Annotated in this window: 18 protein-coding genes; 16 read left to right on the top strand and 2 right to left on the bottom strand. The window is 70.7% G+C overall.

Translation table 11 applies throughout. The features are described from left to right. Window positions 1-19 precede the first annotated feature (19 nt). Window positions 20-793, top strand: a complete 774-nt coding sequence (locus tag IPJ61_RS06755) for a TrmH family RNA methyltransferase (RefSeq protein ID WP_297104497.1) — start codon at window positions 20-22, stop codon at window positions 791-793. 3 nt (window positions 794-796) lie between these two features. Here IPJ61_RS06755 and def read toward each other — a convergent pair whose 3' ends face one another. Beyond that, window positions 797-1,414 carry a peptide deformylase gene (gene def / locus IPJ61_RS06750; RefSeq protein WP_297104495.1) on the bottom strand — a complete coding sequence of 206 codons (618 nt, stop codon included), beginning with the start codon at window positions 1,412-1,414 and terminating at the stop codon, window positions 797-799. A 101-nt stretch (window positions 1,415-1,515) separates the two neighbouring features. On the opposite strand from def, the gene IPJ61_RS06745 reads away from it, so the two are divergent. Next, window positions 1,516-2,418 carry a tyrosine recombinase XerC gene (locus IPJ61_RS06745; RefSeq protein WP_297104492.1) on the top strand — a complete coding sequence of 301 codons (903 nt, stop codon included), beginning with the start codon at window positions 1,516-1,518 and terminating at the stop codon, window positions 2,416-2,418. On the opposite strand, the gene IPJ61_RS06740 is transcribed toward IPJ61_RS06745, so the two are convergent. Further along, the gene (locus IPJ61_RS06740; RefSeq protein ID WP_297104490.1) at window positions 2,371-2,961 is read right to left on the bottom strand and encodes a murein hydrolase activator EnvC family protein; all 591 of its coding nucleotides are present in this window, start codon (window positions 2,959-2,961) and stop codon (window positions 2,371-2,373) included. The genes IPJ61_RS06745 and IPJ61_RS06740 overlap by 48 nt on opposite strands. A gap of 301 nt (window positions 2,962-3,262) precedes the next feature. Here IPJ61_RS06740 and rpsB point away from each other — a divergent pair, with 301 nt between their 5' ends. The 14 genes from rpsB to IPJ61_RS06670 all read left to right on the top strand — a co-directional run bounded on the left by rpsB (window position 3,263) and on the right by IPJ61_RS06670 (window position 17,479). Then, window positions 3,263-4,126: a 30S ribosomal protein S2 gene (gene rpsB, locus IPJ61_RS06735; protein WP_297104487.1), complete on the top strand. Its 864-nt coding sequence runs from the start codon at window positions 3,263-3,265 to the stop codon at window positions 4,124-4,126. Window positions 4,127-4,164: 38 nt separating this feature from the next. Further along, entirely contained in the window at window positions 4,165-4,974 is an 810-nt protein-coding gene (gene tsf, locus IPJ61_RS06730) for a translation elongation factor Ts (RefSeq protein WP_297104484.1), read from the top strand. Window positions 4,975-5,071: 97 nt separating this feature from the next. Continuing rightward, the gene (pyrH, locus tag IPJ61_RS06725) at window positions 5,072-5,779 is read left to right on the top strand and encodes a UMP kinase (RefSeq protein WP_297104481.1); all 708 of its coding nucleotides are present in this window, start codon (window positions 5,072-5,074) and stop codon (window positions 5,777-5,779) included. Between the two features lie 33 nt (window positions 5,780-5,812). Beyond that, on the top strand, window positions 5,813-6,367 hold the full coding sequence (frr, locus tag IPJ61_RS06720; protein WP_297105582.1) for a ribosome recycling factor: 555 nt from the start codon (window positions 5,813-5,815) through the stop codon (window positions 6,365-6,367). A gap of 2 nt (window positions 6,368-6,369) precedes the next feature. Further along, on the top strand, window positions 6,370-7,218 hold the full coding sequence (locus IPJ61_RS06715; protein ID WP_297104479.1) for a phosphatidate cytidylyltransferase: 849 nt from the start codon (window positions 6,370-6,372) through the stop codon (window positions 7,216-7,218). 29 nt (window positions 7,219-7,247) lie between these two features. Further along, complete coding sequence (gene rlmN / locus IPJ61_RS06710) at window positions 7,248-8,372, top strand: dual-specificity RNA methyltransferase RlmN (protein ID WP_297104476.1); 1,125 nt, start codon at window positions 7,248-7,250, stop codon at window positions 8,370-8,372. A 60-nt stretch (window positions 8,373-8,432) separates the two neighbouring features. Next, complete coding sequence (locus IPJ61_RS06705; protein ID WP_297104473.1) at window positions 8,433-8,933, top strand: ECF transporter S component; 501 nt, start codon at window positions 8,433-8,435, stop codon at window positions 8,931-8,933. Then, window positions 8,930-10,894, top strand: coding sequence for an ATP-binding cassette domain-containing protein (locus tag IPJ61_RS06700; protein WP_297104470.1), 1,965 nt, complete (start codon window positions 8,930-8,932; stop codon window positions 10,892-10,894). The genes IPJ61_RS06705 and IPJ61_RS06700 overlap by 4 nt, the downstream gene beginning before the upstream one ends. A 131-nt stretch (window positions 10,895-11,025) precedes the next feature. Further along, entirely contained in the window at window positions 11,026-12,366 is a 1,341-nt protein-coding gene (gdhA, locus tag IPJ61_RS06695) for an NADP-specific glutamate dehydrogenase (RefSeq protein ID WP_297104467.1), read from the top strand. A 383-nt stretch (window positions 12,367-12,749) separates the two neighbouring features. Further along, the gene (locus tag IPJ61_RS06690) at window positions 12,750-13,877 is read left to right on the top strand and encodes a sensor histidine kinase (protein ID WP_297104464.1); all 1,128 of its coding nucleotides are present in this window, start codon (window positions 12,750-12,752) and stop codon (window positions 13,875-13,877) included. Further along, complete coding sequence (locus tag IPJ61_RS06685) at window positions 13,870-14,499, top strand: response regulator (protein ID WP_297104462.1); 630 nt, start codon at window positions 13,870-13,872, stop codon at window positions 14,497-14,499. Before IPJ61_RS06690 ends, IPJ61_RS06685 begins: the two co-directional genes overlap by 8 nt. A 172-nt stretch (window positions 14,500-14,671) precedes the next feature. Next, window positions 14,672-15,430, top strand: a complete 759-nt coding sequence (locus IPJ61_RS06680; protein WP_297104458.1) for an ABC transporter ATP-binding protein — start codon at window positions 14,672-14,674, stop codon at window positions 15,428-15,430. 91 nt (window positions 15,431-15,521) lie between these two features. Then, window positions 15,522-16,799, top strand: coding sequence for a hypothetical protein (locus tag IPJ61_RS06675; protein ID WP_297104455.1), 1,278 nt, complete (start codon window positions 15,522-15,524; stop codon window positions 16,797-16,799). Continuing rightward, complete coding sequence (locus tag IPJ61_RS06670) at window positions 16,796-17,479, top strand: hypothetical protein (protein ID WP_297104453.1); 684 nt, start codon at window positions 16,796-16,798, stop codon at window positions 17,477-17,479. Before IPJ61_RS06675 ends, IPJ61_RS06670 begins: the two co-directional genes overlap by 4 nt. Window positions 17,480-17,488: the final 9 nt, after the last annotated feature.

Genomic DNA, 17,488 nt, shown 5'->3' with positions numbered 1-17,488 from the left:
AAGCACCTACCCTTGTGTCGTGCTGATCGACGTGACGGACCCGTCCGACCCGCGGCTGGGCGACTTCACCCGGCTGCGCGACGCGCAGCTGCGCAGGGACGAGGACCGGTTCGTCGCGGAGGGGCTCAAGATCATCGAGCGCGCGTTCGCGGCGGGCTGCCGGCCGCGGGCTCTCCTGCTGCAGCCGCGGTGGTTGCCGGGCCTTGAGTCGGTGCTGGGCGCGTACCCGGACGTGCCCGTCTATGTCGCACCCGAAAGGCTCATCGAACAGGTCAGCGGCTTCCACGTGCACCGCGGCGCGCTGGGATCGTTCGACCGCCCGGCAGAGGCCTCCTGGGAGACGCTCCTGGCCGCGCGGCGGTTGGTGGTGTGTGAGGAGGTGGTCGACCACGCGAACACCGGCGCGATGGCGAGGGTGGCCGCTGGGCTCGGCTGGGACGGGCTGCTCGTCTCACCGGGTGGCGCGGATCCGCTGTACCGAAGGGCGATCAAGTCGTCGATGGGAGCGACCCTTGAGTTGCCGTGGCGCAGGATGTGCGGCGACGCAGACCTGGATCTGCTGCGCGAGGCCGGGTTTCGGTTGGTCGCGGCGACGCTGTCGCCGTCGGCCATCGCGCTGGACGACTACCGGCCCGCCGGAAAGGTCGCGCTGCTGCTGGGGACCGAGGGCGTGGGGCTGAGCGAGGCGTGGCAGGCCGCGGCTGACGAGCACGTCACCATCCCGATGACGGACCGCGTCGACTCGCTGAACGTCGCGACGGCGGCGGCGATCCTGGCCTACGCGCTGCGCTGAGGCTTACGTGGCCGAGGGCTCCGCGGCGCCGGGCGGGACGGCGGCCTTGAGCTTGGGCGAGACGGGCCAGTCGTCCGGGTAGCGCCACGCGAGGTCCTTCACCTGCTTGTCGAGGAGACGGCGCGAGCGGCCGGAGATGCGGTCGCCGAACACGGTGCCGCCGAGGTGGTCGGTCTCGTGCTGGAGGCACCGCGCCAGGAGCCCGGTGCCCTCGATGCGGATGTCGTTGCCGAACGCGTCCTGACCCTCGCAGGTCGCGAGATCCGGGCGGGCGACCGGCTGGTAGCCGCCCGGGTAGGAGAGGCAGCCCTCGTCCGTGGAGTCCAGGTTGCGGTCCTTGCCCTCGGGGAGCGTGACCACCGGGTTGCAGACGACGCCGCGCTGCAGCTTGTCGTCGCCGTCGGGGCATTCGTACACGAAAACCGACAGACCGATGCCGACCTGGGTCGCGGCGAGGCCGACGCCGTCGGCGGCGCGCATGGTGGCGAACATGTCGCGGACGAGCGTGTGGAGGTCCTCGCCGAACTCGGTGACCGGCGCCGTCTGCGCGTGCATCACCGGCGTGCCCCACCGTGTGATGGGTAGCACGGTGCCGCCCGTGGTCAGGTCAGCCTCGCTCATCTCATCCTCCATGTCCTCGCCTGGGCCGGTGCGCCGACAAGTATGCCGTACGCCCGTGCGTCGCGCCCGGCCAGCGGGCCTCGACCGGCCAGACTGGGGATATGGATCTTCCGCCGGGATGGGACGCGCTGCTGGGCGAGTACGCCGCGCACCTTCAGGCCGAGCGCGGGCTGTCGCCGCATACAGTGCGCGCGTACCGGGCGGACCTCTCCGAGCTCGCCCGACACGCCGACGTGGAACCGCCCCGGGTGAACCTCTCCCGCCTGCGCAGCTGGCTGGCCGAGATGACCGACGCTGGCGCCGCGACGACGACGGTGCAGCGGCGCGTCGCCGCCGTCCGTGGCTTCTTCGCCTGGGCCACCCGGGAGGGCCATCTCGCCGCTGATCCCGCTGCCCGGCTCAAGGCACCGCGGACCGGGCGCTCCCTGCCCCGTGTACTCCCCGAGTCCGCCGTCGCCGACGCCCTCGCGGGGGCCGAGCACCGCGTCGCCGAGGAGGGCGACGCCGTCGCCGCCCGCGACCTCGCCCTGGTCGAGCTGCTCTATTCCAGCGGCCTGCGCGTCTCTGAGGCCTGCACGCTGCGGCTGGGTGCGGTGGACCGTGAGCGTCGTAGCGTGACCGTCCTCGGCAAGGGCGGGAAGGAGCGCACGGTGCCGCTGGGCGGCCCCGCACTCCGCGCCCTCGACGCCTGGCTGGCCCGCCGCACGGAGCTGGTCACGGCCGACAGCGGCGACGCCGTTTTCCTCGGCGCCCGCGGAGGAACCCTCGACCCCCGCGTCGCGCGGCGCGTGGTGCACGCCGCCACGGACGGCACCCCGGGCGGCGGCATCGGCCCGCACGGTCTGCGACACGCGATGGCGACCCACCTGATCGAGGGCGGCGCGGACCTACGCAGCGTCCAGGAGATGCTCGGGCACGCCTCCGTGGCCACCACCCAGATCTACACGCACGTCAGCTCAGAGCGGCTGCGGAGCGCCTACCGGAAGGCCCATCCGCGAGCCTAAACCCTCCCACGGATCCTCCTCAGAGGGCAGTTCGGGAACCGCCGCGGCACCGATCGACGGCGCGGCCCGCGGCTCCGCGTCGGACGGGAGCAACCGCACGGGACGCAACTCCAGGTAGGCGGTGGGATCGGCGTAGAAGATGCCGTCGGTCAAGCCCCAGTGCAGGCAGGCGGAGCCGGGGCAGTGCCCGGCGCGCAGCGTCCCGAGGCCATCGCCCGCAGCCACCTCGTCGCCCTCGGCGACCCAAGCCGCGACGGGCTGGTAGGTGGTCCGCCACCCATTGCCGTGGTCCACGGAGACGGTCGGTGTCCCGGCCACGGATCCCGCGAAGTACACCCGCCCGTCGGCGGCGGCGCGCACCACCTCGCCCGCGGAGCCCGCGAGGTCGACACCACGGTGACCCGCGGAGAAGCGCGCGACGTCGTCGAAGGTGCGGACGACCTGACCGTCGAGTGGGGGAGCGAGGATCAGGCCGTCCGCACGTGCGGGGGACGCGCCGAGCAGGAGCAGCGCGGCGAGGAGGATCGAAAGGAGGTGTCTCATACCTCCGTTATGTCCATCGGGCACCCCCATTTACCGCGGGGCGGCAAATCTGTGGATAAGGCAGGGTGCTTTTGTCACCGCGCGCGGGCCGCAGCTAGGATGGCCCCCGCAGCCCTCATGGGTTGACATCGCATGTGCCTCGCGGGAGACCGCCGGCAGCCGTGTGGTCCCGCCTCGGCGGGCGCGGCACCGGGCACATCAGGAAGGGCCCCGACCCCGGGGCCGGATACCAACCACCAGTGGGTCACAGGCCCACGAGACCTCAGGTGTGGCACGCGTGCCCACCGCGAAAGGAACGGCCATGGCCGTCGTCACCACGCGCCAGCTGCTCGAGTCCGGCGTTCACTTCGGGCACCAGACCCGTCGTTGGAACCCGAAGATGAAGCGGTTCATCTTCACGGAGCGCAACGGCATCTACATCATCGACCTGCAGCTCTCCCTCGGCTACATCGACAAGGCCTACACCTTCGTGCGCAACACCGTCGCGCGCGGCGGCCAGGTCATGTTCGTCGGCACCAAGAAGCAGGCCCAGGAGGCCATCGCCGAGCAGGCCACCCGCGTCGGCATGCCCTACGTGAACCAGCGTTGGCTGGGCGGCATGCTCACCAACTTCCACACCGTCACCAAGCGGATCCAGCGCCTCAAGGAGCTCGAGGGCCTCGACGCCGCCACCAGCGGCCTCACCAAGAAGGAGCTGCTCCAGCTCGACCGCGAGCGCACCAAGCTCGACAAGACCCTCGGCGGCATCCGCGACATGGTCAAGACCCCGCAGGCCGTGTGGATCGTCGACACCAAGAAGGAGCACCTCGCCGTCGACGAGGCGCGCAAGCTGAACATCCCGATCGTCGGCATCCTCGACACCAACTGCGACCCCGACGAGGTCGACTACGCCGTGCCGGGCAACGACGACGCCATCCGTTCCGTCGCGCTGCTGACCCGCATCATCGCCGACGCCGTCGCCGAGGGCCTGATCGACCGCTCCTCCGGCCGCTCCGGCGAGCAGGTCGAGGCCGAGCCGATGCCCGACTGGGAGCGCGAGCTGCTCGGTGCCGAGGACGCCCCGGCCGAGGCCGTCGCCGCCGAGGAGACCGACACCCAGGCCGACGCCCTTGTCGAAGAGGTTGAGACCGCTGCCGACGAGGCCGCGGCCGCCGAAGCCAACTGACCACATCCCACACAAGAAAAGACGGGAAACAATCACCCATGGCTATCACTGCCGCTGACGTGAAGAAGCTCCGCGACGCCACCGGCGCGGGCATGATGGACGCCAAGAACGCCCTCGTTGAGGCGGACGGCGACTTCGAGAAGGCGATCGAGGTCCTTCGCATCTCGGGCCTCGCCAAGCAGGCGAAGCGCTCGGACCGTGAGGCGAGCAACGGCATCGTCGCGGGCCGCGACGGCGCCCTCATCCAGTTCGCTGCCGAGACCGACTTCGTCGCCAAGAACGCCGAGTTCGTGGGGCTCGCCGAGGAGATCGTCTCCGCGGTGCTCGCTTCCGGCGCGAAGGACGTCGCCTCCGCCAACGAGGCCGCCCTTGCCTCCGGCGCAAAGGTCGAGGACGCCGTCAAGGAGCTCGGCGCCAAGATCGGCGAGAACATCTCGGTCTCTGCCGTCGCCAACTTCGGCGAGGGTGCGCACCTCTACCTGCACCGTCGCGCCTCCGACCTGCCCCCGCAGGTCGGCGTGCTCGTGGAGTACACCGGCAACGACGACCTCGCGCACCAGACCGCGCTGCACATCGCCGCGATGTCCCCGCAGTGGGTCACCCGCGACGAGGTGCCCGCTGACCTGGTGGAGAACGAGCGCCGCATCGCCGAGGCGACCGCGAAGGAGGAGGGCAAGCCCGAGGCCGCCCTCCCGCGCATCGTCGAGGGCCGCGTCGGCGGCTTCTTCAAGGACGTCGTTCTCGTCGACCAGCCTGCGGTCTGGGAGGACAAGAAGACGGTCGGCCAGTCCCTGGCCGCCGGCTCGACCGAGGTCGCGCGCTTCGTGCGCTTTGCCGTCGGCGCCTGAGCGCCGTCGGCACTCTTGAAGTAGAGTTACGTGCGCCGCGACCCCACGTGGGTCGCGGCGCACGGCCATGTTCACCCTCGAACACCCAGGAGATTAGGTGTCGTACCAGCGCGTGTTGTTGAAGCTGTCCGGTGAGGTTTTCGGGGGTGGCAAGCTCGGCGTCGACCCCGTCGTCATCTCTGCGATCGCCGAGGAGATCGCCGGCGTCGTCAGCAGCGGCACTCAGGTGGCCGTCGTCGTCGGTGGTGGCAACTTCTTCCGCGGCGCCGAGCTCTCGCAGAGCGGTATGTCGCGCGATCGCGCCGACTACATGGGCATGCTCGGCACCGTCATGAACGCCATCGCGCTGCAGGAGTTCTGCGAGAAGGCCGGCATCGTGACTCGCGTGCAGTCGGCCATCAACATGGCGCAGGTCGCAGAACCGTACATCCCGCGCCGCGCGGAGCGGCACCTGGAGAAGGGGCGCCTCGTGATCTTCGGCGCCGGCTCCGGGATGCCGTACTTCTCCACCGACACGGTCGCAGCCCAGCGCGCGCTCGAGATCGGCGCAGAGGTGCTCCTCATGGGTAAGCAGGGCGTCGATGGCGTGTACAACAAGGACCCGAACGTGCACGCCGACGCGACGAAATTCGACCATCTCACCTATGACCAGTACCTGGCCGAGGACCTGAAGGTCGCCGACGCGACCGCCATCTCGCTGGCCCGTGACAACGCCCTGAAGATGGTGTTCTTCAACCTCTCCGTTGCCGGCAACATCGCCCGCGCCGTCGCCGGCGATCCCATCGGCACCCTCGTTTCCCGCTAACTCTCTTCCCGCCACATCTAGGAGACCACCATGATTGACACCATCCAGAAGGACGCCGCGGACAAGATGCAGCACGCCGTCGACTACGTCCGTGAGGACATGGCGACCATTCGCACCGGCCGCGCGCACCCCGCCATGTTCAACAAGATCAACGCGGAGTACTACGGCGCGCCGACGCCGTTGCAGCAGCTGGCGCAGTTCACGTCGCCGGACCCGCGTTCGCTGCTGATCACACCCTTCGACCGCAGCGCCATCGGCGCTATCGAGAAGGCCATCCGCGATTCCGACCTCGGCGTCAACCCCAGCAATGACGGCAACTCCGTGCGCATCGTCGTGCCGCAGCTGACCGAGGAGCGCCGCAAGGAGTACATCAAGCTCGCAAAGGGCAAGGCCGAGGACGCCCGCATCGTCGTGCGCAACGTGCGCCGCCACGCGATCGACGCGCTGAAGAAGCTGCAGAAGGACGGCGAGATCAGCGAGGACGAGCTTTCCCGCGCGGAGAAGAGCCTCGACGGCACGACGCGCAAGTTCGTCGACGGCATCGACGATCTGTTGAAGCACAAGGAAGCCGAACTCCTCGAGATCTGAGCATGACCCGATCCAACCCGACGCCGAAGGCCGGCCGGAACCTCCCGGTCGCCATCGGCGTCGGCGTCGGCCTTTTCGTGCCGCTCGCCGCCGGGCTCATCTGGGCCCCCTGGTTCTTCACGCTGATCATCGCCGTCGGCCTCGGCCTCGCCGTGGTCGAGGTACACCGCGCACTCCTGCGGAAGGACATGCGCGCCGAGATCGTGCCCATCGTGATAGGCACCGTCGTCAGCGTGCTCGGCGGTTACCTCGCGGGCCGCGTCGACCTGCACATCTCCGCGGTGGGCTTCGCCGCGATCTGCCTCGCGGCGACCATGCTCGCCGCACTGACGTCGCGTCTTTTCCGCGGCGCGGATGGTTTCATCCGTGACGCCGCAGCCAGCGCCTTCCTGATCGCCTACATCCCGCTCATGGGCGTGTTCGTGCCGCTGCTGCTCGCGGCCGACCACGGGCGCCTGCGGATCCTGATCGTCATCATGTGCGTCATCGCCTCGGACGTAGGCGCGTTCGCCGTCGGCGTCCTCTTCGGGCGACACAAGATGGCACCCAGCATCAGCCCAGGCAAGACCTGGGAGGGGTTCGCTGGCGGCGTGACCGTGACCGCCATCGTCGGCGCGCTCGGAGTGTCCTTCCTGCTCGACACGCCCTGGTGGGTCGGGCTCATCCTCGGTGCTCTCTGCGCCCTCGGCGCCACCGTCGGCGATCTCGTCGAGTCGCTCATCAAGCGCGACGCGGGCCTGAAGGACATGTCGAACTTCCTGCCCGGCCACGGCGGCATCATGGACCGCATCGACTCGATGCTGGTGGCCGTGCCCGTCGGCTGGCTCGTGCTGCACCTCGCCCTCGGCTGACCGCCGACCCGATCCGTCCCAGGAGACCAATGTCCCCGACCCTCTTGCCGCTCGTCTTCGAGGCGCCCCGCCGGGGCAAGCCGCCGAAGCACTGGTTCGACCTCTCCCGTGAGGAGCGTGTCGACGCCGCGACGAAGCTGGGCCTGCCGCGCTTCCGCGCCGACCAGATCTCGCGGCACGTGTTCGACCGCCTGGAGGACGACGCGACGGCGTTCACTGACCTGCCCGCGGCCATCCGCGCCGACCTGGGCGAACAGCTGTTCCCGCGCTTGCTCGAGCAGGTGACGCGCCGCATGACCGACGACGGTGCAACGGTCAAAACGCTCTGGAAGCTCTTCGACGGCTCGCTGCTCGAGTCCGTGCTGATGCGCTACCCGAACCGTACGACGCTCTGCATCTCGTCGCAGGCCGGCTGCGGCATGGCCTGCCCGTTCTGCGCCACCGGCCAGGGCGGCCTCAAGCGCAACCTGTCGCAGGCCGAGATCGTGGCGCAGGTGCTGGCTGCGGACCAGCAGCTCGCCTCAGGTTCCGTCCCCGGCGCCTCGGGGCGGCTGAACAACATCGTCTTCATGGGCATGGGTGAACCCATGGCCAACTACAACGCCGTCCTCGGCGCCATCCGCACCTTCCTCGAGCCCGGGCCGAACGGCTTCGGGATGAGCGCGCGTGGCATCACGGTGTCCACTGTCGGCCTCGTGCCGCAGATCGTGAAGCTGACCGAGGAGGGGCTGCCACTGACGCTCGCCGTGTCGCTGCACGCGCCCGATGACGAGCTCCGCGATGAGATCGTGCCCGTCAACAACCGCTGGAAGGTGGCGGAGGTCGTCGACGCCGCGTGGGAGTACGCGCGCACGACCAAGCGCCGCGTCTCCATCGAGTACGCCATGATGCGCGACATCAACGACCAGGTTCACCGGGCCGAGCTGCTGGCCGATGTCCTCAAGCGCCGCGGCGACTGGGGCTGGGTGCATGTGAACCTCATCCCGCTGAACCCCACGCCGGGATCGAAGTGGACGGCGTCGCGCAAGGCCGACGAGCGCGCGTTCATCGAGACGCTCGAGCGGCGCGGCGTTCCGGTCACGCTCCGCGATACCCGCGGCCAGGAGATCGACGGCGCTTGCGGGCAGCTCGCTGCGCGCGTGTCGGAGGCGTAGTCGGCATCCCCTGACCTCCGGGCGTCGGAGGGACCCGATACGCTCGTGGGCGGAGGACCGATGACAGTTCAGAGCAGTTCCACCCGCCGCATCGCCCGAACGGGCATCCTGATCGCGCTGAGCGTCGTCGGCGCGCTGATCAAGATCCCGAGTCCGACGGGGAGCGTCGCGCTCGACGCCGCACCCGCGTTCCTAGCCGCTTTCGCGTTCACGCTGCCGGAAGCGATGCTCGTCGCCGTGCTCGGGCATCTGGTCTCCGCCGCGACGGCGGGGTTCCCGTTGTCGCTTCCCGTCCACCTCATCATCGCAGTGACCATGGCGGTCGCTGTGGCAGGGGCCGGATGGGCCGCCCGTCGCGTCAACCTGTGGGCGGGTGTCGCGGTCGGCATCCTCTTGAACGGGGTCGGCGCACCGCTGGCGCTCGTGCCCCTTTTCGGGTGGGGCTTCTTCGTCGGGATGCTGGTGCCGCTCCTCGTGGGGGCAGGCATCAACGTGATCCTGGCGGCGCTGGTCGCCAAGGCTTTGACCGCCGCCGGCCTGGCGGAGCCGTCGCGCACGTGACGATCGTCGTCGCCGACGGCGTGGGGGTCGCCTTTCGAGACGCGGCCCGGCCTGCGCTCGAGGCCGTCGACCTCGTCGTCGGAGAGGGGGAGGTGGTTGCGGTCGTCGGGGCCACGGGGGCGGGTAAGAGCACGTTCGCGCGGCTCCTGGTCGGGCTGATTCCGGGCCATGTTCCTGCCGAGGTGCGCGGCCGACTGACGAGGCCGGACGTCGTCGGGTATGTGCCGGAGCGCGCTGAGGCCGCGCTGATCGAGCCCCGCGTGGGTGACGATGTCGGCCTTGGCCTGCCCATCGACGGTCGTGCCGAGCGCGTGGCGGAGGCTCTTGTATCCGTGGGACTTGTCGGTTTCGAGGGCCGAGCCACCGGCGAGCTCAGCGGGGGACAGGTGCAGCGCGTGGCCATCGCCGGCGCGTTGGCCCGCGGTGCGGAGTTGCTGGTCCTCGACGACCCTACTTCGGAGCTCGACGCCGACGGTCGCGCCGCACTCCTCTGCGCGCTCGACGGCCGGACCGCGGTGGTCGCGACCCACGACCCCTACCTGGTCGAGGGCTGCACGCGCGTCGTCGCCCTCGACCGCGGGACGGTCGCCTACGACGGCTCGCCGTCGGCACTGATCGCCGACCCTGAAGCCTGTCGTCGGATCGGGCTGCGGACGACCCGTGGAGAGCCGCTGCGCGTCCGCATCGGCGCGCCGCCTCCGCCCGTCTCCGGCGAACTCGTGGCGCGCGTCGCCCACCTCGACTTCGCCTACCCCGGCGGGATCGTCGCACTCGACGACGTGAGCCTCGAGGTCTCCCGGGGCGAGATCGTGGCGCTGCGCGGTGCGAACGGGGCGGGCAAGTCGACCCTCGCGCGGTGCCTGCTCGGGCTGCTGCCAACCCCCGACGGGACGGTCGCCGTCGAGGGGACGGTGGCGATGGTGCTGCAGGACCCCGACACCCAGCTGTTCCACGACACCGTAGGCGCCGAGGTCGGCTTCGCGCCGCGCTGCCAAGCCCTCGTCCCGGAGGCGGTCGAGGAGCGGGTGGCAAGGGCGATGGCGGCTGTGGGGATCGCTGACGATGCGCACACGCACCCGCTGCGCCTGGCCCGCTCGCGACGGCAGCTGGTCGCCGTCGCCGGCGCGTTGGCCGCCGAGCCCGACCTCCTCATCCTCGACGAGCCCACGGGCGGCCTCGACCGCGATGCCTTCGAGCGGGTCGCCGGTGCGGTCGTCGACGCCGCGGACCGGGGCGCGGGCGTGCTGCTGATCACCCACGACGACGACCTCGCCTCGCTCGCCACCCGAACCGTGACCCTGACCGCTCCGCCGCTCGCGCCGTCGAACACGCAGGGGGAACCCCCGCGGACGCGACGCTGGGACGTGCGCGCGGTCGCCGGCGCGACGTTCCTGTCGATGGGGCTGATGGTTTCGGGGTCGTGGCCGGTCGTAGCCGCGGTGCTCGCCATCGGTCTCGTCCTGTTGGCGACGACGGTGCCCCGCGGGCTGCGCGGGGCAGGCTCCGCGCTGCTGCCGCTGGCTCCGGTGGCCGTTTTCGTCGGGGTCTTCGGCTACCTGGTGCCGCCGGGCTGGGTGAACGATCCGGCAACCTACGCGACGCTGCTCGTCCTCCGCCTGGCAGGCATGGTGATCTGGACCGTGTGGGCGCTCGCGAAGGGCGACGGTGAACAGGGGATCGCGCTGGCGAGGGCGTCGCGCCTGCCGCCGTCGCTCGTGCTCGTGGTCACCATCGCGCTGCGCTTCGTGCCGACCCTGACGCGCCGCAGGGAGCGTATCGCGCTCGCTCAACGGGCGCGCGGAGCCCGGCTCGACGAGGGCGGCCCGATTCGCAGGGCCCGCGCCCAGCTCGTCGTGCTCGTGCCGCTGTTCGTGGGGGCGATCGCCACCGCGAACGATCTCGCCGCGGCGCTGACGGTGCGCGGCGTCGGCACCGATGCCGAACCCGACACCGCTCGTTGAGCCGATCCCAGCGCAGCGCCCGGACCCTCGTGGAAGCGTCGTCGTGAGACGAAGCTGGCCAAAGTCGGCGAGGGGGCCTCGTGGCAACTACGATCGGCTTGTTTGTGGTCAGTTGATTGTTGAGGAGCAGCATGGAATCGCAATTGGAGCGCGTCTTCGAGTCCGTCATCGCTCGCAACCCTGGTGAGGCAGAGTTCCACCAGGCCGTTCGCGAGGTCCTTGAGAGCCTTGGCCCCGTGATAACGCGCCATCCCGAGTACCTCGAGATGAAGATGCTGGAGCGCATCTGCGAGCCGGAGCGCCAGATCATCTTCCGCGTTCCGTGGCAGGATGACAAGGGCGAGGTGCACATCAACCGCGGCTTCCGCGTCGAGTTCAACTCCGCGCTCGGCCCCTACAAGGGCGGCCTCCGCTTCCACCCCAGCGTCTACCTGGGCGTCATCAAGTTCCTGGGCTTCGAGCAGATCTTCAAGAACTCGCTCACCGGCCTCCCCATCGGCGGCGGCAAGGGCGGCTCCGACTTCGACCCGCGCGGCAAGTCCGACACCGAGGTCATGCGGTTCTGCCAGTCGTTCATGACCGAGCTGTACCGCCACCTGGGCGAGTACACGGACGTCCCCGCCGGTGACATCGGCGTCGGCGGCCGTGAGATCGGCTTCATGTTTGGGCAGTACAAGCGCATCACCAACCGCTACGAGTCCGGCGTCCTGACCGGCAAGGGCATCGGCTGGGGAGGCTCGCTGGTCCGCACCGAGGCCACCGGCTACGGCACCGTGGTCTTCGCCAACGAGATGCTGAAGACCCGCGGCGAGACCTTCGACGGCAAGCGCGTCATGGTCTCCGGCTCCGGCAACGTGGCCATCTACGCGGCGGAGAAGGCCGCGCAGTTGGGCGCCACCGTCGTCGGCTTCTCGGACTCGTCCGGTTACGTCGTCGACGATCAGGGCATCGACCTCGACCTGCTGAAGCAGATCAAGGAGGTCGAGCGCGGCCGCGTCTCCGACTACGTCGACCGTCGCCCCTCCGCGGAGCTCGGCAAGGAGGGCACCAGCATCTGGGACGTCCCCGTCGATGTCGCGCTGCCCTGCGCCACGCAGAACGAGCTGAACGGCGAGCAGGCCGCGACGCTGGTGAGGAATGGCGTGAAGGTCGTCGCCGAGGGCGCGAACATGCCGACGACGCCCGAGGGCATCGTGATCTTCCAGCAGGCCGGCGTGCTGTACGGCCCCGGCAAGGCGGCCAACGCGGGCGGTGTGGCCACTTCCGCGCTGGAGATGCAGCAGAATGCCAGCCGTGACTCGTGGAGCTTCGAGTACACCGAGGATCGCCTGACGGAGATCATGGTGAACATCCACGAGCAGTGCGCGGAGACCGCCGACAGCTACGACGCTCCCGGCGACTACGTGGTCGGCGCGAACATCGCGGGCTTCGAGAAGGTCGCGAAGGCCATCCAGGCCTTCGGCCTCGTCTGAGCACCGCTGGTTGAGCCGGACCCTCCACCGCTGGTTGAGCCGGGCCGCGAGGTACGAGCGCCCGTGTCGCGTCGTACTGAGCCGGCGCCGCGGGCGAAGCCACGCCGTCGTGTCGAAGTGAAACCAATTGGCCGCGCCGGTCTGTGGACTGGGGACGAGTCTGTGTGTGCGGTCCTGAGAGAGTTGTCGTGCGGCGCGTGCGGTGCTGGGGCGGTGTTCTGGTTCGCCGTCGCGTGCGGTGTGGGCTTTCTTCGACGCGCCGCCCGACAACTCTCTCAGGACCGCCAGCGTCCGGGTTCGCTCGGTGCAGCAACCGCGGCTCACCGGCTCCCGGGACGCCCGTTCCGGAACGCGGTCCCGGCTGCGGGCGATAGGCTCGGCGCATGGCGGAGTTGTCGTGGCAGAGCCCAGACTGGCGTGGGTGGCCCTGGGTGCGGCGAGCGCTGTTCCTCCTCCCGCTGGGCTTGGTCGGGACCTTCTTCTGGATAGCGATCGTCGACTACTCCGATATCGCGCCACTGCACATGGTGCTGTTCGCGCTGACGTGCTGGCTCGCAGCGAGTCGGCGACCGCAGATCGTCGTCACGGTCTTTCTGGCCGTGTTCCTCCTCAACCTCGTCGTCTTCCCGACCCACCTTGGCCTTTCTGACGGCCCTGCTTGGATCCTTGCGATGGCGGTGGTGCTCGACGCCAACTCGCGTTCACCCGTGTGGTTTGGCCTCTTCACCACGTTGGTTGTGGCGTCGGGCCGCGCCCCTGTCGTCCTTTACGAGGCCACGGCGGACAACGAGACCTTCCTTGTTGTACTTGCCCTCATGGGTGCGACGCTGATCGGGCAGCTGATCCGAGGAGCCTTCGCGGCCGGGCGGGCGGCGGAGGCTGCGGCAGAGGCGAGGCGGTTGGTCGAGCGGCTGGAGATGAGGCACGCGGTGCACGACTCCGGGTCGGCGCGACTAGCCCAGCTGATGCTGCTCACGCGCGCGCTGCGGGACCGCCCCGAACTCCCGGCGGAGTTGCGCGGGGACGTGGACCTGATGGTTGACGTCGCGACGTCCGGCGCGCAGGAACTGCGCGCGGTGATGCAGCCACGCGCAGACGAGCCCGCGGCGCTGGCGCGCGAGTGGCGGCGCAGCGTCGACGTGCTCGGCTCCGCGGGGTTCGAGGTCGTCGAGGCGTCGCTCTCGCTCCCGCCGCTCGGCGACGACATCGAGCGCGAGGCCGTGCGCGTCGTCCGCGAGGCCACCTCCAATATCTGCAAGCACGCGGCCCCGCGCGGCCGGGTGGTCGCCGCGTCGGCCGTCGGTGGCGAGACGCTGACGCTGACCTGGCTGAGCGACTGCGAAGGCGCCCCCGGCGAGGGAAGTGGCCTCGGGCTCGCGGGCATGGCCGAGCGCATCAAGCGGATCGGCGGCACCGTCCAGACCGCGCTGGCCGACGACTCCTTCCGGCTGTGCGTCACACTCCCGACGGCCGCCCGGTGCATCACACTCCCCACGGCGACCCATGGCTGACCCCATCCGGGTGGGGCTCGTCGACGACGACCCGCTCATCCTGCGGCTGCTCACCGACATGCTGACCGGCGCCGGGTTCGATGTCGTGTGGGTCGCCGCGGGCGGGGTGGAGGCCGCAGCCCGGCTCGCGGAGGCACCCGCGCCGGAGGTGATCGCCGTCGACGTCCTGATGCCCGGCGAGGACGGGCACGCGCTGACGCGTCGCCTCCTTGCCGGCTTCGGCCCGCTCGCAATCGTGATGCTGACCTCGCTCGACGACCCGGACTCGCTGTCCCGCGCATTGGCCGCCGGCGCCGTCGGGTACCTGGTGAAGACCGATCCACCGGAGCGGATCGTGGCGGGGTTGCGTGCTGCCGCTGCGGGGCTCCGCCCGTTCTCGACGGCGCTGCCCCCGCCCGCGGCGCCTGGGCCCACGGGCTCGGCCGATCCGCTGTCCGAGCGAGAGCTGGAGGTGCTGCGGCTCCTCGCCCAGTCGCTGACCAACGAGGAGGTCGCCGCGCGCCTGGTGATCTCGCCCGCGACGGTGAAGCGTCATGTCGCGTCCATCCTCGCCAAGACCGACGCCACGGACCGCCTCGGCCCCGTGATCTGGGCCGTCCGACGAGGGCTCATCGTCCCTTAGCCGCGGGAGCATGGAGAATCGGCGCACAACTCCCTGTTTTCTGCTCTGTAGAGCACCACGGCCGGGGTTAGGAGCGGATTCTCCATGCATGGCCCGATCGGGCCATTGACCGCTGCCGATTTGGCCTGTTCGGGCGACGCGCGCACACGTCCAGGGCCGCTGGGATGGGGGCATGAGTTCTCCTTCCCCGAGCGTGACCGTCCGCGAGGTCACGCACCGCTATGGCAGGCGCGTCGCGCTGGCCGACGCCACCCTCGACCTCCCCGTCGGGGTCACCGGGCTGCTCGGGCCCAACGGCGCGGGCAAGTCCACCTTGATGAAGCTGATCGCCACCGCGATGCCGCTGCAGAGCGGCTGTGTTGCGGTCGGTGAGCTCCCCCTCGTCCGCGACAACCTCACGGCCGTCCGCGCGCAGCTTGGCTACCTGCCGCAGCGGTTCGAGCTGATGGGCTGGTCCACGGTGCGGCGCAACGTCGAGTACGCCGCGTGGGCGCACGGGCTGCCTTCGCGCGAGGCGGGGGAGCGGGCCGACTGCGCGCTGGCACTGCTAGGGCTCTCCGACCGCGCCTCGTCCCGCGCCCGCGCGCTCAGCGGCGGCATGCGCCAGCGGCTTGGACTCGCCTGCGCGCTGGTGCATGAGCCCCGGGTTCTGATCCTGGACGAGCCGACGGTCGGCCTCGACCCTGCGCAGCGCCGCGGGCTCCGCGACGCCATCGCCGCGGCGGCCGAGCGCGCCGTCGTGCTGATCTCGACCCACCTGGTCGAGGACCTGGCAACGCTCGCCGACCAGGTCGTCGTGATGCACGAGGGCGCGCTGCGGTTCGTCGGAACGCTCGACGATCTGCGCGCGCTGGGTGCCGACGACGCGGCCGGCCACGCCTCCGTCCTCGAGGCCGGCTACCACGCCGTCGTGGAGGGGCATCATGGGTAGGCGTACGGATCGTACGAGGCTTCGACACGCCGACTCGGCTGGCGCCTCGCGCGGCGGCTCAACCCGCGGTCGTCTGACGAGGCCCTACGGGTTGCTTCCCGTGCTGGTGGCCGCGGCGTCCGGGGCGCTGATCGGGTTCATCGGCGCGGGGCCGGTCAGGGGTTTCGTCGATCTGCGCGACGTCGTTCAGTCCGCTCGGCTCGCGGTGCCGTACGCGGCCCTCCCCATCGGGTGGCTGATGGTGTGGGCGATGTCCGTGCACCGGCCGGACTCGGTTCTGATCGGGCCCGCGCCCGGGCGGGGGAGGGGTGGGATCGTCGCGCGCCAGGTGGCCGTGCTCACCGTCGCGCTGCTGGTGGGCTTCGCTCTCGGCCTCGCGCCGATGGCTGCCTACGCCGCGGCCACCCAACACTGGACGCTAGCCGACCCCGTCTCGCTGCTGACGGTCGCCGCGGGGCTGGCGTCGTTGGTGCCCATCGCGGCGGGCGCCGCGCTGCTCGTCGGCCCGCGGCTCGGGCTCCTCGTCGCTCCTGCCGTGGTGGCCGCGGTCACGGCTCTCCCCACCTACCCGCTCGAGATGACGCTGCTCGCCGACTCCTCCGCCTCGGTCGAGGTCGTTTCCTACGTCTGGGGGCGCTCGCACCCGCTCCGTGGGGAGATGCTGGTCTGGCAGGTGGAGGCATTCCGAGTGGCGTACTTCTTGCTGGTGGGTGCGGCGGCGCTGCGGGCGGCGAGCGCCCTCGCGGAGTGGCGAGCGGCGCGCGATGTACGTGCCCTCGGCGGGCTTGCGGCGCTCGCGGTCCCGGCGGCAGTGGCGGCGGTCGTCGCCGTGGTCCACCTCCCACTCACCGCCCCCGACCCTGCGGATGTCGTCCGCTGTGCCGACGACCGCGGCCTGACCCTGTGCCTATACGCCATCGACGAGCCGAACCGGGCGGAGGCGGTCCGCACGCTGGAACCCTTCGCCCTGATGTTCCCGTCCCGCGACTTCGTGTTCACGCAGGACAGGTCCGCGCCAGGGATCGTCATCGGGCGCATCGGGGCCGACGCCGCCGAGCGGCTTACCGTCGAGGTGCGGGGCATCGGCGGCTCGCTCGTCGAGGGCGACGACGTGAGGGCGTGCAACGAGGCCCCCTACGAGGCCAATCAGGTGAGTTCGGCCGCGCTGCGGCAGGTGTTCGTTCGTGGCGGGAATCAGTCCGACGACCCGGCGGCACGCGCGATCTGGCACGGTGTTCTCGAAGACGACTACGCGTCGGAAGCGACCGCAGCCCTCGACCGGCTGAGCTACGACGAGTTCCTCGCCTGGCTCGAGGCCCATGCGGACGACGTCGCCGCGTGCCGGGCGATGCCAGAGGACCTCCCGTGACCGGGGTCGGCTGGCACTCCGGCCGCGCGCTCTGGATGCCGCTCATGGCGTTCGCCCTCGGCGTCGCGGTGCTCTATCCGTTCCTGTACGTGTCGTTCACCGGCCCGTGGGCGCCGTTCGAGGCGCCGCGGTGGGTGACGCTGCTCGAAGTGGCGTCGATCGGGGGCGGCACGGCGGGGCTGTACGGGATCGCGCCCCAGCTGGCCTGGGTGGAGCGCCAGTCGCCGCGCGCCATCTGGGCCCGCGACGCCGCCGCGGCCGCCGTCGTCATGGCGGTGTTCGCGGCGCTGCCCCTGGCCGTGCGCTGGCTGTGGGGGCTCTCGGACGTCTACCGCTGGTTCCTGCCACCAGACCGCCAGGACTGGATGACGCCCGACCTGGTCGCCAGCACCTTCACTTATGACACGCTCGCCGCGTGGGGCCTCAACATCGCCGCGGTGCTGGCGCTCGCCTGCTTGACAACCCGCGTCGTCGGCCCGCTGCTCGGGCCCGCGTCCGCGGCGCTGTGGTTCGTCGGGCTGCTGGTCGCCCAGGGCTACGGCCGCTGGCCCATCCTGACCCGCGCCGACGAGGCGGCCCCCACCTTCACCGCCCCCGACGCGGCCCTGCTCGCCACCCTCATCGCCGCAGGCGCCCTCGCCTACGCCTTCCCCGTCCGGTTAGCGCGGCGTACTCTCTGAGGTCGGAGG

The organism is Tessaracoccus sp., assembly GCF_016714275.1.
In the GTDB taxonomy this organism is placed as follows: Bacteria; Actinomycetota; Actinomycetes; order Propionibacteriales; family Propionibacteriaceae; genus Arachnia.
Note: the sequence above shows the minus strand (reverse complement) of the source record. Positions and strands in the feature narration are given on the sequence as shown.

Bases quoted from the DNA above. Each gene is read 5' to 3' on its own strand.
- def (WP_297104495.1), bottom strand. From the start codon at position 1,414: ATGAGCGAGGCTGACCTGACCACGGGCGGCACCGTGCTACCCATCACA.
- IPJ61_RS06745 (WP_297104492.1), top strand. From the start codon at position 1,516: ATGGATCTTCCGCCGGGATGGGACGCGCTGCTGGGCGAGTACGCCGCG.
- IPJ61_RS06740 (WP_297104490.1), bottom strand. From the start codon at position 2,961: ATGAGACACCTCCTTTCGATCCTCCTCGCCGCGCTGCTCCTGCTCGGC.
- rpsB (WP_297104487.1), top strand. From the start codon at position 3,263: ATGGCCGTCGTCACCACGCGCCAGCTGCTCGAGTCCGGCGTTCACTTC.
- tsf (WP_297104484.1), top strand. From the start codon at position 4,165: ATGGCTATCACTGCCGCTGACGTGAAGAAGCTCCGCGACGCCACCGGC.
- IPJ61_RS06715 (WP_297104479.1), top strand. From the start codon at position 6,370: ATGACCCGATCCAACCCGACGCCGAAGGCCGGCCGGAACCTCCCGGTC.
- rlmN (WP_297104476.1), top strand. From the start codon at position 7,248: ATGTCCCCGACCCTCTTGCCGCTCGTCTTCGAGGCGCCCCGCCGGGGC.
- IPJ61_RS06705 (WP_297104473.1), top strand. From the start codon at position 8,433: ATGACAGTTCAGAGCAGTTCCACCCGCCGCATCGCCCGAACGGGCATC.
- gdhA (WP_297104467.1), top strand. From the start codon at position 11,026: ATGGAATCGCAATTGGAGCGCGTCTTCGAGTCCGTCATCGCTCGCAAC.
- IPJ61_RS06690 (WP_297104464.1), top strand. From the start codon at position 12,750: ATGGCGGAGTTGTCGTGGCAGAGCCCAGACTGGCGTGGGTGGCCCTGG.
- IPJ61_RS06685 (WP_297104462.1), top strand. From the start codon at position 13,870: ATGGCTGACCCCATCCGGGTGGGGCTCGTCGACGACGACCCGCTCATC.
- IPJ61_RS06680 (WP_297104458.1), top strand. From the start codon at position 14,672: ATGAGTTCTCCTTCCCCGAGCGTGACCGTCCGCGAGGTCACGCACCGC.